The 16145-nt window shown below is 45.2% G+C and carries 9 protein-coding genes; 5 read left to right on the top strand and 4 right to left on the bottom strand.

Annotation, left to right across the window (positions count from 1 at the left end):
• Nucleotides 1-10: 10 nt before the first annotated feature.
• The 5 genes from RB622_RS12535 to RB622_RS12515 all read left to right on the top strand — a co-directional run bounded on the left by RB622_RS12535 (nt 11) and on the right by RB622_RS12515 (nt 8496).
• The gene (locus RB622_RS12535; RefSeq protein ID WP_308046898.1) at nt 11-3151 is read left to right on the top strand and encodes a TonB-dependent receptor; all 3141 of its coding nucleotides are present in this window, start codon (nt 11-13) and stop codon (nt 3149-3151) included.
• 17 nt (nt 3152-3168) lie between these two features.
• On the top strand, nt 3169-4854 hold the full coding sequence (locus RB622_RS12530; protein ID WP_308046897.1) for a RagB/SusD family nutrient uptake outer membrane protein: 1686 nt from the start codon (nt 3169-3171) through the stop codon (nt 4852-4854).
• Between the two features lie 67 nt (nt 4855-4921).
• Nucleotides 4922-6475 (top strand): glycoside hydrolase family 30 protein, encoded by a 1554-nt coding sequence (locus RB622_RS12525; RefSeq protein WP_308046896.1) that lies wholly within the window; start codon nt 4922-4924, stop codon nt 6473-6475.
• Between the two features lie 232 nt (nt 6476-6707).
• Nucleotides 6708-7748, top strand: a complete 1041-nt coding sequence (locus RB622_RS12520) for a histidine kinase (protein ID WP_308046895.1) — start codon at nt 6708-6710, stop codon at nt 7746-7748.
• Nucleotides 7729-8496, top strand: coding sequence for a LytTR family DNA-binding domain-containing protein (locus tag RB622_RS12515; RefSeq protein WP_308046894.1), 768 nt, complete (start codon nt 7729-7731; stop codon nt 8494-8496). The genes RB622_RS12520 and RB622_RS12515 overlap by 20 nt, the downstream gene beginning before the upstream one ends.
• Nucleotides 8497-8602: 106 nt before the next feature.
• Here the strand turns inward: RB622_RS12515 and RB622_RS12510 are convergent, their stop codons facing one another.
• The 4 genes from RB622_RS12510 to RB622_RS12495 form a co-directional block, all read right to left on the bottom strand.
• Nucleotides 8603-9622: a hypothetical protein gene (locus RB622_RS12510; RefSeq protein ID WP_308046893.1), complete on the bottom strand. Its 1020-nt coding sequence runs from the start codon at nt 9620-9622 to the stop codon at nt 8603-8605.
• Nucleotides 9623-10123: 501 nt separating this feature from the next.
• Nucleotides 10124-13243, bottom strand: coding sequence for an efflux RND transporter permease subunit (locus tag RB622_RS12505; protein WP_308046892.1), 3120 nt, complete (start codon nt 13241-13243; stop codon nt 10124-10126).
• 9 nt (nt 13244-13252) lie between these two features.
• Nucleotides 13253-14314 carry an efflux RND transporter periplasmic adaptor subunit gene (locus RB622_RS12500; RefSeq protein ID WP_308046891.1) on the bottom strand — a complete coding sequence of 354 codons (1062 nt, stop codon included), beginning with the start codon at nt 14312-14314 and terminating at the stop codon, nt 13253-13255.
• 8 nt (nt 14315-14322) lie between these two features.
• Complete coding sequence (locus RB622_RS12495) at nt 14323-15663, bottom strand: TolC family protein (protein WP_308046890.1); 1341 nt, start codon at nt 15661-15663, stop codon at nt 14323-14325.
• Between the last annotated feature and the right edge of the window lie 482 nt (nt 15664-16145).

Here is a 16145-nt window from a genome sequence, read left to right as displayed (position 1 = left end):
TCATTTCGGTATGAAAAAAACTTTTCGTAAAACCTCTGCTTCGCATCTCCATTCGCAAGATGCCGGTAGAACAATTTGGAAAGGCGGGCTTTTTGCTCTGCTTTTTATGGTCGTATCTACGTTCAGTTTTGGACAGGCATTTAATGTCAAAGGCGTGCTGACTTCCGAGACCGGCGAAACCCTGCCCGGTGCCAGTGTAATTTTAAAAGGAACCTCCACGGGTACAACCACAGATGCCGAAGGAAAGTACGCACTGAATCTTCCTGATTCCAAAGGCACGCTTGTTTTTACCTACATCGGTTACGTGGGACAGGAAATTGCGGTTGCCAATAAAAGTCAGATCGATGTAAAGCTGCTTACCAATGACAAAACGCTTGAAGAGGTTGTCGTGGTGGGTTATGGCACACAAAAAAAGGCGACCTTAACAGGATCTGTTTCCGAAGTAAAAGGTTCGGATATCGTAAAAAGTCCACAGCCAAACCTTTCCAACTCTTTGGCTGGACGTTTTTCTGGATTTGTTGCCAATAACCGCGGTGGTGAGCCGGGTTATGACGGTTCGAGCTACACCGTCCGTGGTTTCGCTTCCACGGGAAATAGCGATGTACTGATCGTTGTAGACGGTATTCCTGGTCAGGTTGGCGGCCTTGATCGTCTTGACCCGAATGATATTGAAAGTATTTCCATCCTGAAGGATGCTTCGGCCGCTGTTTACGGAAGCCGTGCAGCGAATGGTGTTATCCTGGTTACGACCAAACGTGGCGGAACCGGCAAACCTGTTATTTCTTATAGTTTCAACCAGGGCTTCTCCTCAGCGACGCGCCTTCCAAAACTGGCTGACGCACCGACCTATGCGACGATCCTGAACGAGATTGATTATTACAACAATCCGGTTGGCGGCATGAATCAGCATTACTCGGCTGCGGAAATCCAGAAATTCAGAGATGGTTCAGATCCGATCAATTACCCCAATACCGACTGGCAGAAAGAAGCCTTAAAAAAAGTGGCGTTGCAAAACCAGCATAACCTGGGTATTAATGGCGGTACCGAAAATGTAAAATACTATGTTTCTCTGGGTACCATCTATCAGGACGGTTTATACAAAAACGGAGCCACCAAGTACAAACAGTACAACTTCCGCTCCAACGTTGACGCCAATATTACCAAAGATTTCAAGGTAAGCCTTTCGCTTTCGGGCCGTCAGGAAAACAGACAATTCCCGGTTTCCTCGGCAGGAAACACTTTCCGTTCCATTTACCGCGCTTACCCGACGGTTATTTCAAAATATCCAAACGGTTATTACTCAACCGGTGTAGAAAATAGCAACCCGGTAGTTTTGGGGACAAACATGGGCGGAACAACCAGCAATCCTACCTCGGTTTTCAACGGTATTTTGCGGGCAAGTTATTACACGCCTTTTGTAGAGGGACTTTCGGTGGACGGTTTTTACTCGGCGGATAAATCTTTCAACTTTTCGAAAACGTTCAGCGTTCCTTACACACTTTATAATTATAACAAAACAACAGACGCCTATAGCCCTGTTGTAACTGGCGGATCGGCGGGCAAGGCTTCTTTGACGGAAAGCCAGACGAATATTACCAACATTACCCAGAACATCCGTCTGAATTACCTGCGTCAGTTTGGGGGACATAACGTCAATGCATTCGTTGCTTATGAGCAAAACAAACGCAATGAGACAACTTTCGGTGCATCAAGGATCAACTACCCTACCGCTTCAACACCTGAACTTTCTCAGGGAGGTCCGGCTGCTACGGACAAGGACAACAACGGCAAGAGCTATAACTTCACCAGAAAAAGTGTTATTGGTCGTCTGGCTTATAACTTCAATGAGAAATATCTGGCCGAAGTACAGGCACGTCTGGATGGTTCGTCGATTTTCCCGAAAGGAAAGCAATATGGCTTTTTCCCATCGGTATCGGCAGGTTACCGCATTTCGGAAGAAGACTGGTTTAAAAACAGTGTCGATTTTGTTAATGACCTTAAAATCAGAGCATCGTACGGAACACTGGGTAATGATAACGTAGGTCAGTTCCAGTACTACAACAACTATTCATTTAATAACCAATATGTTACCGGCGACAATGTGATCACATCCGGTATCGATTTGACCAAGCTGGCAAACCCGAACATTACCTGGGAAACGTCCAAGAAAATGGATATCGGTTTGAATGCGGTGGTATTGAAACATTTCAATCTGGAAGTTATTTATTTCAATCAGAAACGCTCAAACATTCTTGCCGCACGTAACGCGTCGATTCCTAATACTTCCGGTATCGTTAACCCTTTCAAAACAGACCAAAACACGCCGCTTGTACCCGATGAAAACCTTGGAAAGGTGAACAGCAGCGGTTTTGAAGCTACTGCGGGATACAACCATTCGGGGAATTTCCGGTACAGCATTTCAGGAAATGTTACCTATGCCAAAAGTAAAATCGTGTTTATCGACGAAGCACCGGGTGTGCTGGATTATCAGCGCCAGACGGGCGGCCCGCTTTACACGGAACTTCTTTACAATACCCTCGGAATTTTCCGCACCCAGGCTGATCTGGATAAGTATCCGCATATTCAGGGAACAAAATTTGGTGACCTGATTCTGGAAGATCACAACCAGGACGGCAAGATCACGGCAGATGACCAGGTCAGAACAAAATATGGCAATGTTCCTTTGCTAACCTACGGTTTGGTTTTCAACGGTGGTTACAAGGCTTTTGATGCTTCGATCGTATTCTCAGGACAAGGCATGGTGACGCAATATGTATTGCCGGAATCGGGTCAGGTTGGAAACTTTTACAGCAGCTGGGCGGATAACCGTTACAGCCCGACAAACACCGAAGGCACTTATCCGAGAGCGGATACGAGAGCATCTTCGTCCATCAACGGAGGGCTTTATAAAAATAACTTCTGGCTGAACAACGCCTCTTTTGTAAGGCTTAAAAACATCGAAGTAGGTTACACACTTCCGAAAGCAACCCTTTCAAAAATCAGATTGTCGTCTCTGCGTGTTTATGCAAGCGCATTTAACCTGTTCACCATCACAGGCGTGAAGGATTACGATCCGGAAGGAAATAGTTCAAGCGGCCAGTTTTACCCGCAGCAAAGAATTATCAACCTGGGTGTCAACATTAAGTTTTAATTGAAAACCGAATCATTATGAAGCGAATACTAAATATAACAATACCTGCGCTGATGGGTGCCATGCTTTTAACTTTTTCAGCATGTCAGGAAAATTTTCTGGACGTTGTGCCAACGGACCGTGTTTCGGATGCGTCGATCCTGTCTGATTCCGTACTTTTTGAAGCCTTTGTGTTGAACCGCTACATGGGTGCAAGGCTGACAGATAAGGAAGCAGAAGGAACGCTGCCTGGATTTGGACGCGGATTTGAGTACGCCATGTGGTCGTCCGTGACCGACGAATCCATCTACAACAATGACGATAATACCTGGCTTATTCAGCGCGGACAAATCGCGCCGGAGAACACCGGGATTGCCGGTACTTTCTGGGGCAGAAGTTACAGAAGCATCCGTGAGCTGAATTATGCGCTGGCAAACGTAGATAAAGTACCGATGAGCCAGCAGAAGAAAAATGCGCTGAAAGGTGAAATCCAGTTTATCCGCGCGTTCCGTTACCATGACCTGATCCGTAACTACGGGAAAGTGGTTTTACTTGGCGATAAAGTGTACGAAATCAGTGATGATCTGACCAGTCAGGACCTCTTCAACCGCTCGGATATCAAAGCGGGTATTGATTATGCGGTGGCTCAGCTGGATGAGGCGACTGCCCTTTTGCCAGCTGCCAATGATAACAACACCTGGAAACTGGGCCGTGCAACCAAAGGTGCTGCATTGGCTTTGAAAGCAAGACTGCTGCTTTACGGCGCAAGTCCGTTGTACAACAACGCCGCAACCTGGCAGCAGGCCGCAGCGGCTTCCAAGGCTGTTATGGATTTGAACAAATACAGCTTGTATACGGGTGGATACGGTAATCTTTTTACCGCTGAGAACAATTCAGAAATTATTTTCGGGCGTTTGTACACCAAAGGCGCACGCCACGTATGTCTGGAAATCGCCAACGGACCTAATAGCTACAACGCCTGGGGCGGAAACGTGCCGGTTCAAAATCTGGTGGATGATTACGAAATGCTTGACGGGACAAAGATCACGGATCCGGGTACAAGCTATGACCCGAAAGACCCATATAAAAACAGGGATCCAAGGTTCTACGCAACCATTCTGTACAATGGCGCTACGTACCGCAACAGCACCATTCAGACTTACACCCCGGGTGGTAAGGATAGTAAAGACGGTCCATCCAACTGGAACACATCCAAGACAGGTTATTATCTTAAAAAATTCATGAACGACAACCTGCCGATCGACAACCCGTGGGATATCGCAGGCACGCAGACATGGATCTATTTCCGCTACGCTGAAATTCTTCTCAATTATGCGGAAGCACAAAATGAGGCTTCAGGTCCTGACGCAAGTGTGTATGCAGCCGTGAACGCGATCAGACAACGTACCGGTGTGGCTATGCCAGCCCTTGCGGCCGGCCTGACTCAGGCACAAATGCGTGAAAAAATCAGAAATGAACGCCGCATTGAGCTTGCTTTTGAAGAACATCGTTTTTATGATGTACGTCGCTGGAAGATTGCGAATGTTACTGAGAATGTCCCTGCTTACGGTATCGAGATCGGTAAAAACGGAACGGCTTTAACTTATACAAAAAAAGAAGCGCTGACCGGAAGAAATTTCGCTGACAAGCAGTATTGGCTGCCGATACCCCGTTCGGAAATTCAGGCTTCCAACAACAAGCTTGAACAGAATCCGGGTTATTAACTGACCTTTTTTAATCGCCCTTTTCTCATCGGAAAAGGGCGATCTTATTTCCCCTAAACAAAACCACATGTATTTTCCACAAAATCATTACAGCAAAACAGTCATTGCTGCCAGTCTTTTTCTATCAGTAACATGTTGTAAGGGATCTGAGCCGCAAAAAAACAATACGACACCCGATGATAACAAATCGGTGACGATCACCATAAATCCGGCAAAAACGTATCAGACCATCGACCATTTCGGAGCGTCCGATGCCTGGGCCTGCCAGTTTGTAGGCAACTGGCCCGATGTGAAACGGAACGCCATTGCTGATCTTCTTTTCAGCCGTGATACGCTTGCCAACGGACAACCAAAGGGTATTGGCCTTTCGTTATGGCGGTTCAATATCGGAGCAGGAACAGCCGAACAAGGTGACGCCAGCGGAATAAAAGACGAATGGCGCCGTGCAGAAGGATTTCTCAATGACGACGGCACGTACAATTTCAATAAACAAGCGGGCCAGATCTGGTTTATGAATGCGGCAAAAATGCGCGGTATCAACGAATTTCTCGCGTTTCCCAACAGTCCTCCCGTCCAGCTGACGGTTAATAAAAAAGGATATGCTACTGCTGGCAAACCCAATCTTTCCACGGAGCAATTCGGAAAATTCGCTGATTACATGGCTGATGTGATTGCCGGTGTCAAACAAAAAACCGGGATTACTTTCAACCACATAAGCCCTTTAAACGAACCTCAATGGGATTGGAGCGACGGCGGACAAGAAGGAACGCCTTTTTTCAACAACGAAATCGCAGCGATTACCAGATCTCTCAGCGCCTCCCTGCTCAAAAAAAACCTGACAACAAAAATTGACGTGGCAGAAGCCGGTCAGATCGAATATCTTTATTCCGAATTCAATAAACAAGGCAGGCAAAATCAGATCAGTGCCTTTTTTAACAAGTCATCCGCAGACTATATCGGCAATCTGCCCAACCTGACGCCGGTGATTTCAGGACACAGCTATTTTACTACATCGCCATACAAGGATGGGGTAACAAAAAGGGTGCAGATCGCACAGGCTCTTCAAAGCAACCCGGGATTAAAATACTGGATGTCGGAGTACTGTATTTTGGGCGATAACAACGGAGATATCAAGGGAGAAGGGAAAGATCTGGGGATTGATCCGGCGCTTTATGTGGCGCGCGTAATCCATAACGACCTCGTTAACGCCAACGCTTCGGGATGGCACTGGTGGATCGCACTTTCGCCCTATGATTACAAAGACGGCCTGATTTACGTTGATAAAAATAAAACGGACGGTAATTTCCAGACTTCAAAAATGCTTTGGGCGCTGGGCCAGTACAGCCGTTTCATTCAGCCGGGCGCGGTTAGAATTGATGTTACAAATCATTCCGAACTGCTGATTTCTTCATTTAAAAACACCAACAACCAACTGGTAACCGTGATCGTGAACCCGACTGGTCAGAACATACCCGTAAAATTAAACTATTCCGCTTCCACGGTAAAAAACCGGATTTATCAAACATCCGCCCAATCGGATATGGTGCCAGTGGGCATTAACAAGACGGGAGAATTTGCGGTTGCCGCAAAAAGTATTGTGACCGTTATTGGCAAACCCTAAATATTCCCGAGCGATACCGGGTCAGTTTTATTTGATAAAATTCTTAAACGATTCGTCTGCTATGTCGGGCGAATCGTTTTGTATTACAAAGGCATCAATCTTACCTGGGTTCATGAGCAGACTGGTTTGCGAGATGTGCACAGACAAAACAAATGGCGCCCGTCACCATCAATTTTGTCCGTTTCAATCGGAAACCCTGAAAGTAAACGCTTAATTTTTGCTAATTTTCAGCATGAACGCATCGCTCCCACTTCAAAATCTGTACCGGCTTAACCTGTTGATGACAATTTTCATCAACTTGTTTGTCTTTGTCATACTGATCATCAGCAAGGTTGAGTCGATAACCTTTGTCGTCATGACCTTCATTCGTGGCTGCATTATGATTTACTTGCTTGGGCTGTCGAACATTTATACACTCCGTTTTTGGCGGGCAAGATATCCCCAATCGCATAAAAAGGGGCTATTTTTCAGATATTTATTCGGCACGATACTAAGTCTGAGTATTTACGCAATACTGATTATATCTTTTTCAATACTATCCGGGAAGCAAAATGAATTATCGGATCAACGAATGATCATTACTCATTTTGTGTCGTATGTAATTTTCAGCACCCTGATGATCGTGATGCAAAACCAGGTGCTTCTCCAGCATAGCAAGACGCAGGCCGAACTTGAAAATATGCAATTAAAAGCAGCTGTCAGTGAGGCTTCCAACTTTCTGTTAAGACAGCAGATACATCCTCATTTTCTTTTTAATTCCCTGACCATTTTAAAATCCCTTTATAAAAAAGACACGGAAAAGGGCGAATTCTATCTCACCAAATTAGCCAATTTTCTCAGGGCCTCCATTTCCGACCACGCCTCCAAAATTTCTTCCTTGCAAACGGAATTAACGCTTTGCATGGACTATATGGAAATGCAAAAAATTAGGTTTGGCGATGCGATCGAATACAATATAAACGTATCTCAGCAGGCCAGAAGCAAATTTGTGCCATTCTTTTCCATTCAGGTTTTGCTGGAAAATACGATTAAGCATAACGCACTGACAGAAGAAAATCCATTAAAAATCAATGTCTCGGATGACGGCGATTTCATCACGGTTGAAAACAACCTTCAGGTAAAATCCAATAAGGAAGTTTCTACGGGCCTGGGTCTGGCGAATCTTGCTGAAAGATACAAACTGTTGTCGGGTGATAAGATCGATATAAAACAGAGCGCTGAAAGTTTTTCGGTAACTATTAAAATGTATGAGAATGAAAATTATAATCATTGAGGACGAAAAATGGACTGCTGATGATCTTGCCGACACGATTATTCAGGCTGCACCGGCAAGCGAGATCATTGCGGTTTTACCATCTGTCAAAGAGGCCCTGAGCTATTTCAGTAAAAATTCCCCTCCGGATTTAATATTCAGCGACATACAGCTAGGCGACGGCCTGAGTTTTGATATTTTTTCAGCAATCAAGATCACCACACCGGTCATTTTTTGTACGGCTTTTGATGAATATGCTTTAAATGCATTCAACGCAAATGGCATCGATTATTTGCTTAAACCCTTCACACTGACGTCCGTCCAGGCGGCACTCAAAAAGTTTAATAATCTGCGAAATGTTCAACCGGCTAATAACGACAGCTATTTCCAGTCGCTGATTAAGGAGATCTCGAATCAATATCAGCCCAGGCAAACGGCGATTCTGGTTTATTACAAAGACGTGATCATGCCGGTAAAACTCGACGACATTGCTTTGTTTTACGTCGAAAATGAAATTACCCATTTGGTTACTTTTGACAACAAAATTTATTACCCTAAAAGCAATCTGGATGAATTGGAAAAGGTAACCGGTACCGGATTTTTTCGCGCTAACCGACAGTGTCTTTTAAACCGAAAAAGTGTGGTGAACGCTTCGAGCTACCTTTCCCGAAAGCTCTCCGTTGCCGTTTCGATTCCTTTCCATGACATTATCACGGTAAGCAAAGAGAAGACGCCCCAATTCCTGGCCTGGCTATCGGGGCATCCGTAATGCCTCACAGGGGTAATGCATGACAAGATAATACCTCAATATCAATACCTCACAGGGCGATGCCCTGTGGTGAGGGATGACGCCCTTTCAGGGCTAGGTATTTAAATTATAATTTCAGTCCTTTCCAGAATGGTAGAAACGAAACTGTCAGGTTGAGATAGGGTTCGTTTGTGGTTTTAGTTTTGATAAAATAATCTGTCGGGCGCGCCTTATCACCCATCACTTTGGTGGACGGCGTTGTGAAAAAACCCGCATTGACACCGACAACGATACTTTTGGAAATTAAATGCTCCAAAGTCACCCCGGACTTGATAATTAATGTAGTGCCAACGGCATTCGCAGGCAGGCTCGAATCGTTCACATTGAAAAAGAAGAAATTGCCCGTCAGCTCAGAACCGAGCGACACAAAAGTTCGGGCAGACAATTCTTTTCTAAGAATAATCCTTGAAGGCATATCCGCCAGCAATTCCATGCCCAGGTTAGAGAATTTACGGGAATAACTGATGATCGGAGTAACGGGTGTCATCGATGAACGGTCACTGATCAGCGCCAACCCAACCGACAGGCTCGAAACCGGGTTTCTGATGAGATTAATGGATGCGAATCCGGTAAAAACCATTCTTGTCCGGTCAAATGAGGTATTAGCCAGTCCGGATGCCGCGACGCCCAGCGTGATGGGTTTATTAAACAGTGAATCACTTCGGGTAAAACTGGCAATGAAATTGAGCGTGGTCAGATCCGTTTTCATGTTTTTTACACCAAGAAGGGATGTATAACTACTGACACGGTTCAGGTTCAAATGCTGGTTGGTAATCCCCAATGTTGAGGCTATTGTATTCTTTCCCCAGGACACCACGGGTATTGTAAAATGCGCTTTAACCCTTGTGATTTGTGCCTGGCCCTCAAACAGATCCTCCCCCAGCAGTTTTGAATTCACATTCGCACTTGCAACAAAATCCGTTGAAATGGACGCTTGCCGGATACTCGGGTACTTTAAGGCAGCCATTCGATAGTGCACGAATTTTAACGAGTCCAGTGCTTTTGGGCTCAGCTGATATTTCAGGCCCTGGCCAAACACAGGAATTCCGATTACCCACAAAAGGGCACAAGCAATGATCGTTTTCATTGTTAATAAATTAGGTTAGATTTTTGACGGCTTCTTGAATTAATACTTTACACTTTTTCGTAGCCAAACCGGATCATCATGCTTTGGTGATCAGACAAAAACCAAACACAATCGGGATAAATATCATGGTGCTAGCCAGCCCCTTCATGAAAACCTGATCCTGTCATTTTTCAACTTTCAAATCCTTGGCAGCCTCTGCCTATTAGACACAGCACACCGGCCCAGATGGAGGTTGAAATTCAGCGACTTAATTGGTTTGTAATAATCTTTTGAGGCTACAAATCCATGACAAGACAGAACGCTCTTCCCCCTATCCATTTTTCAAAAAATTAATTAAAAATAATACCGGTGCGAAAGATGGCTAGGCATTTGAAAATTATGCCGTTTGGAAACAAGAAAAATGTCTCCGGGGTTAACTTATCTTCATAAGTTAACCCCGGAGACATAGTCAAAAACACTGCCTTATCCCGTCAAAACCGATTCAAATCTCTGATTCCGGCTTTAAGTATTCAGCGCCATGACGGGTTCGGGTTGTGGCTTACTGCCAAAGCGAACAAGCAGTTTTTCAACGATCAGATAAACAGAGGGTACCACAAACAAGGTAAAAATCATCGAACTCGTCAGACCGCCTATGATCACCCAGGCCATTCCGTTTTTAACTTCGGCACCCGGACCGCTGGCAAGCGCGATCGGCAGCATGCCCAGGATCATCGCCAATGTCGTCATCAGGATGGGGCGAAGCCTTTCTTTCCCCGCTTCAATAAGCGCATCTTTAACCGAATGTCCTCTGCTTTTCAACTCATTGGTGAAGTCAACAATCAGAATGGCATTTTTAGAAACCAGCCCCAGCAGCATAATGACGCCGATTATAGAAAAAATATTAAGCGTTTCCATCGTCAGGGCAAGGGCTAGAAATGCCCCGATCAGCGCAACCGGTATCGAAAATAATACCACAAACGGATAAATCAGACTTTCATAAAGCGCAACCATGATCAGATAAACCAGCAGGATAGCCGTTACCAACGCCAGTCCAAGACTGCTGAATGCGTCCCCCTGGTTTTTCACTTCTCCCAGATACTCAATTGTAATACCCTCAGGCAATTTGATGTGGCTGGCGCTAAGTTTAATATCGTCTGCCACAGATCCCACCGGACGGCCTACTACGTTGGCATTAACCGTTATCGCATTGAGACGATTATTTCGCTGCAACACACTCTCGCCCAGCGCATCGCCCACTTCGGCAAACTGGCTTAGTACAAAACTCTGACCGTCGCTGTTGGCAAAAGACAGGTTTTTAACGTTCCCAATCTCCGAACGGTTATACTGGTCAAGGCCAATTTTAATGTCATATTCGTTACCCGCCTGCTTGAATTTACTCTTATCGTCCCCGCTGAAAGCATTTTGCAGCGCAGCACCAACCTGGCTGGCATCGAGACCCAGCAACGTCATTTTTTCGCGATCAAGCTTTACATCCACCTCTTGTTTTTGATCTTTTACCGATAATTCAACAAACTGGGTTCCCGGAATACTGGCTATGGTATCTTTAAACTGACTGGCCACCGCCCGAACCTGCTCAAGATCAACACCTTTTACAGCGACCTGAATCGGCGCCTGACTTTGTCCGGAAATGCTTGTCGGCGAAGAAGATACCTTGATCCCCGGTATCACCGCACTGATTTCCCGCTGCATTTTCAGCCCGAATTCACCCGGAGAAAAGTTTCTTTTATTTTTATCTACCAGACTTACAGTCAGTTCCGCCAAATTTCCGTTATTAGCCGCGCCTGCAACACTACCCGAAACAAAACCAATACTTGAAAAAACATTGACCACTTCGGGTTTCTGCATCACCATCTTTTCCACCTGCTGGGTGATCATATTCGTCTGATAAATGGTCGCCGACGGATCCAGTTCAATCTTGATCATCAGCTCCCCCTGATCCGATGTTGGAATAAAAGTAGCTCCGATAAAGCCTTTGGCCAACAGCATCACAGAGCCAAAAATAAGTACCAGAACGCCTGATAACAACCAGCGTTTTTTCCCCAGCGCAATCTCCAATAAGTAAGCATAATCATCTTTCAGCCGATCGATAATCCGCTCAAAACCAAGGTTCAGCCTCCCCCACCAGCTTTTTGCATTCAATTCTTCAAGTTTGCCAAAACGGCTGGCAAGAAGCGGCGTGATGGTAAAGGAAACAAACAGACTCATCAGGGTTGAGATCACAACGACCAGTGAAAATTCCCGAAGAATAGAGCCGATGATACCACCGGAAAGTGCCAATGGAAGAAACACGACAACATCGACGAGCGTGATAGCCAGGGCTGTAAAGCCAATTTCACTACGTCCGTCGAGGGCTGCTTTTCTTCTATCCGAACCCATTTCCAGATGTCGGTAAATATTTTCCAAAACCACGATCGAGTCATCGACCAGAATTCCAACAACCAGCGACATAGCCATCAGGGACATCATATTCAGTGAAAAACCGAGAAAATACATGGCAATAAACGTCGGGATAATGGAGCAGGGCAAAGCCACCAGAACAAAAAGCGAGCTTCTAACGCTGTGCAGGAAGGCAAGCATAACAAGTCCGACAATGATAATCGCCAGCACAAGATCCTCCATCACGGCGTGTGCGGACGAAAGCGTATACGTACTCTGATCACTGGAAACTTCAAATTTAACATCCTGAGATTTAAACTGCGTTTCCAATGAAGTGAATTTTTCCTTAACCAACCGGCTGACATCCACCGCATTGGCATCCGTTTGCTTAACAAGCTGAATACCAATCGACGGAATACCATTGATATGATTGATGGCTGTGGTCTTCGCTGTTGCGTCCACCACTTCGGCCACATTTTCCAGATAGACCGTCCCTCCTTTTCTATCCCTTGCAACGATCAGTTTGTTGATCTGTCCTAACGAAGTTACATTGGCATCATAACGGATGGAGAACTGCTGATTTTTAGTTTCAATCTGACCGGCGGGAAAAGATTGATTTGCCTTTGCGACGGTCTGCGTTACCTGCGCAATGCTTAAATTATAACCTTTCAGTTTAGCCTGGTCAATATTTACCTGAATCTGACGCTCGTCGCCGCCGATGATATTCACCTGTCCGACACCGGGAATGTTCTGAAGAAGCGGGCGAACCTGAAGATCAATAAGGTCATACAAATCCCGGGGAGCGAGTTTTGACGTTACACCGGCTTTAATCACCGGCGTTTCTTCCAGGCTGATCTTGTTGACAAGCGGCTTGTCGATATCCTGAGGCAATTCATTTTGCGCCTGATCGGCTTTACGCTGAATATCACGTTCGGCCTTGTCCACATCGGCATCACTTTTCAGGGTTACCGAAATTTGTGATACCCCTTCCTGCGATGTTGAGCTGATCTGATCCAGACCTTCGATTGAGGCAAAGGCATCTTCCAGCTTTTTGGTTACCGAACTTTCCACCTCCGCGGCGGATGCACCCGGATAAACAGTACTGACACTGACTACATTAACCTGCATTTTAGGCAGCAGATTATAGTTAAGCAAGGTATAACTCTGCAACCCGAAAAGGATAAGCACAGTAAATATTACCACGATTAGCAAAGGCCTTTTTACGGCTATTTCTGATATTGACATGTTCTTTGATTAATTAGATAAACTAACTTCACTTCCGTTTTTCAGGTTAATCTGCCCCGAGGTCACCACGCGGTCGCCGGATTTCAGCCCGGTGATTATTTCGATCATTCCGCCGGTTTCCCTTCCCGGCTGCACCGCCCGCAACGCCACCCGGTTGTCTTGCCCGATCACATAAACCGAGGCATTTTTAACACTTTCTGTCAGCGCTTCCCGGGGAATAACCAGAATCTGTTCCTTTGATTTTTGCGAAAAATCGGCATACACGAAAGTTCCTGAACGCAACGGCGAATTCTGTGCATTATCAATCATGATTTCCGCCATGTAATTATGCGTTACATCGGCCTGTGGACTTATGAAAGATACCCTTCCGGTAAAAACCGCATTAGGATATACGTCAGCTGTAATCTTTACCGATTGTCCCTGTTTAACCTGATACACCTCAGCTTCCGTCAGATTCACCTGCACCTTTGTACGTGACAAATTTACGATCGTGGCAATTTCAGAACCGGCGTTCGCAAAAACACCTTCTTCCAGATTTTTAGCAGCAATGATACCGCTTGTCGGTGCTTTCACCGAGGCATCCGTCATCTGTTTTTTGATCTGGTCAACTTCAACCAGTGCATCGTTATAGTTTTGACGGATCTCGTTTACTTTTTCCCGGGTTGCAGCCTTGCCCTCAAAAAGCTCTGTATAGGTTTGTAAATCCGCTTTCAGTTTGGCCAGACTGCTCTGGGCTTTTTGGAGATCCAGCTGGGCCGTTCTGTTGTCCATCATAGCCAATACCTGCCCCTGACGAACCTGGTCTCCCAGTTCGAAGCGAACTTTCTGCAAAATACCACTGCTGGTTGTAATCACCTTTGACTCTTTGTAAGGTGCCAGATTACCTGTTTTCACAATGCTTACTTCCAAAACCTGTTCTTTCGCTGCCGCATACTTCACAGGAATTTTTACCGCCACTTTTTTCTCAGGCTGATTATTCTGATCCAGCTGTTTTTTGTTGGCCGTTAGCTTAAAAGCGATCAGCAAGATCACTGCCAGAAGGCCGATTGAGATGATGTATTTGCGTTTCATGATGGATGTTATAACATGTTATGAAAAGTTTTCAAAGTGCCGTTCGCCTTTTCAAGGTCGATTTTGGCTATCAGAAAATTATAGAGAGAATTCAGGTAATTGCTTTGTGCCTCTTTCAGCGAATACTGTGAGTTCAGCCAGTCGGTCAGGTCCGTGACGCCTTTCTGATATTGCAGATCGGTACTTTTGAAAACTGATTCGGCCAGTCCGATCGTTCTTTTATCGTTTTCCAGGCTGCTTTGCGCCTTGATGAGTTGGGTACGTGCATTGTCAAATTCCAGATGAAAGGTTTCCTGATCGATCTTCAAATTTTCACGTGCATTAACCTGCTTGATCCTGGCCTGGTTGTACTGCGCATTGCGTTTAAAACCATCAAAGACCGGTATCGCCAGCTTAATTCCCACGGCTGCAAAATCACTGATCTTTGAAAAAGACTGGCCTAAATTATCGCCGAATCCCACCCCGCCGTATCTCGCATACGCCGTCAATTTTGGAACCGCCGTAGCACGAATTCTTTTCTGGTCAATATCAAGCAGCGCAATGTCAACTTCCGACAGCTTAAAATCCGTCCGGTTTGAAACGTTAAACAACGGAAAATCAGACGGCGTAAATTGTGTTTGCTGTGCGACGGGCTCATCTAGAAGAAAATCCTGAATTTTAAGCGAGTCACTGAGCGAATAACCCATTGCATTTTTCAGCTGGTTTTGTGCCAGTTCAAGATTGCTTTCCGCCACCAGCACCTGCGAATTGGTGTTGTTATAATTAACCTGGATCTTATTGACGTCCGATTCCATTGCCACGCCTTTTTCGAGTTGCAGTTTGGAAATCCCGAGCTGCTGCTGATACGTATCCAGATTACTTTGGAGCAACGACAGCTGCTGACGATAAACAAATATCTGATAATAAGCATTGCTGATGTTGTAAATGATCGTCTCATCATTTTGTTCCGAGTTCAGCTCTGCTTGTTTTATCGAAAACTTATTAGCCCGCAGCCCCGTGATCAAAGATTTGTCAAAAATAGTCTGGTCAACCTGGGCTGTTACGTTGCTGTTGAATTTTTTGGTAAATGCCACTTTCACATCGGTGGGGCCAAAAACGCCGGCAGGAATCACGGATTGCTGTACTTTCAGGTTATCATCAACACTCCCGTTTATATTCACGGCCGGCAGATAAGCCGCCATCGCTTCCTTTGCTTTAAAACGGGCAGCCTCTCTCTCATTTTTATATACAATTGTGCTGCGATGGTGTTTAAGGCCGTAATCAATGCATTGCTTTAAACTCAGATGCTCCTGTGCCCGAGCCGAAACGGACAAAGCGATGGTGAATATCAGAAAGAAATACCTTTTCATTTGGCTTATGGTTGGCACGTCAAGTGCATGTTTAATAAGTCAAAATTCATGGTCTGTGCGCACAAAACGTTGCAGTTCGTCATTGAGACGGACAAAATCAGGGTTGAAAAACAAGCGCCATTTGTATTGTTATATTTTTAATAATTTAAGTTCAAAGAAGAGTCATCATGAAAGTAAATAGCTGTTGGTAATTAGCTATATGCGATTAGCTCAGTAACCGGATGATTAATAGCTTATTATAAAAGTCAATAATATAAACTAATTTTCCACTACTACTTACCTTCAAGGGAAAAACTGCCAAATACTCAGATATACGTGAAGCGCTTCATGTCAATTCCAGCCATTAATTTTTCTGGTTATCCAGGATAACGTATACGTTGGCACGCAACAATTTGCGGGCTCCCGAGTCCAAGTGTTACTATTTTCAAACAAAGATTTGCCATATTCGCAATCTTAGAAAGATTTTTGCTAGCATTGGGTCT

The sequence above is a fragment of the Dyadobacter sp. LHD-138 genome (genome assembly GCF_030929615.1).
GTDB lineage: Bacteria > Bacteroidota > Bacteroidia > Cytophagales > Spirosomataceae > Dyadobacter.
Note: the sequence above shows the minus strand (reverse complement) of the source record. Positions and strands in the feature narration are given on the sequence as shown.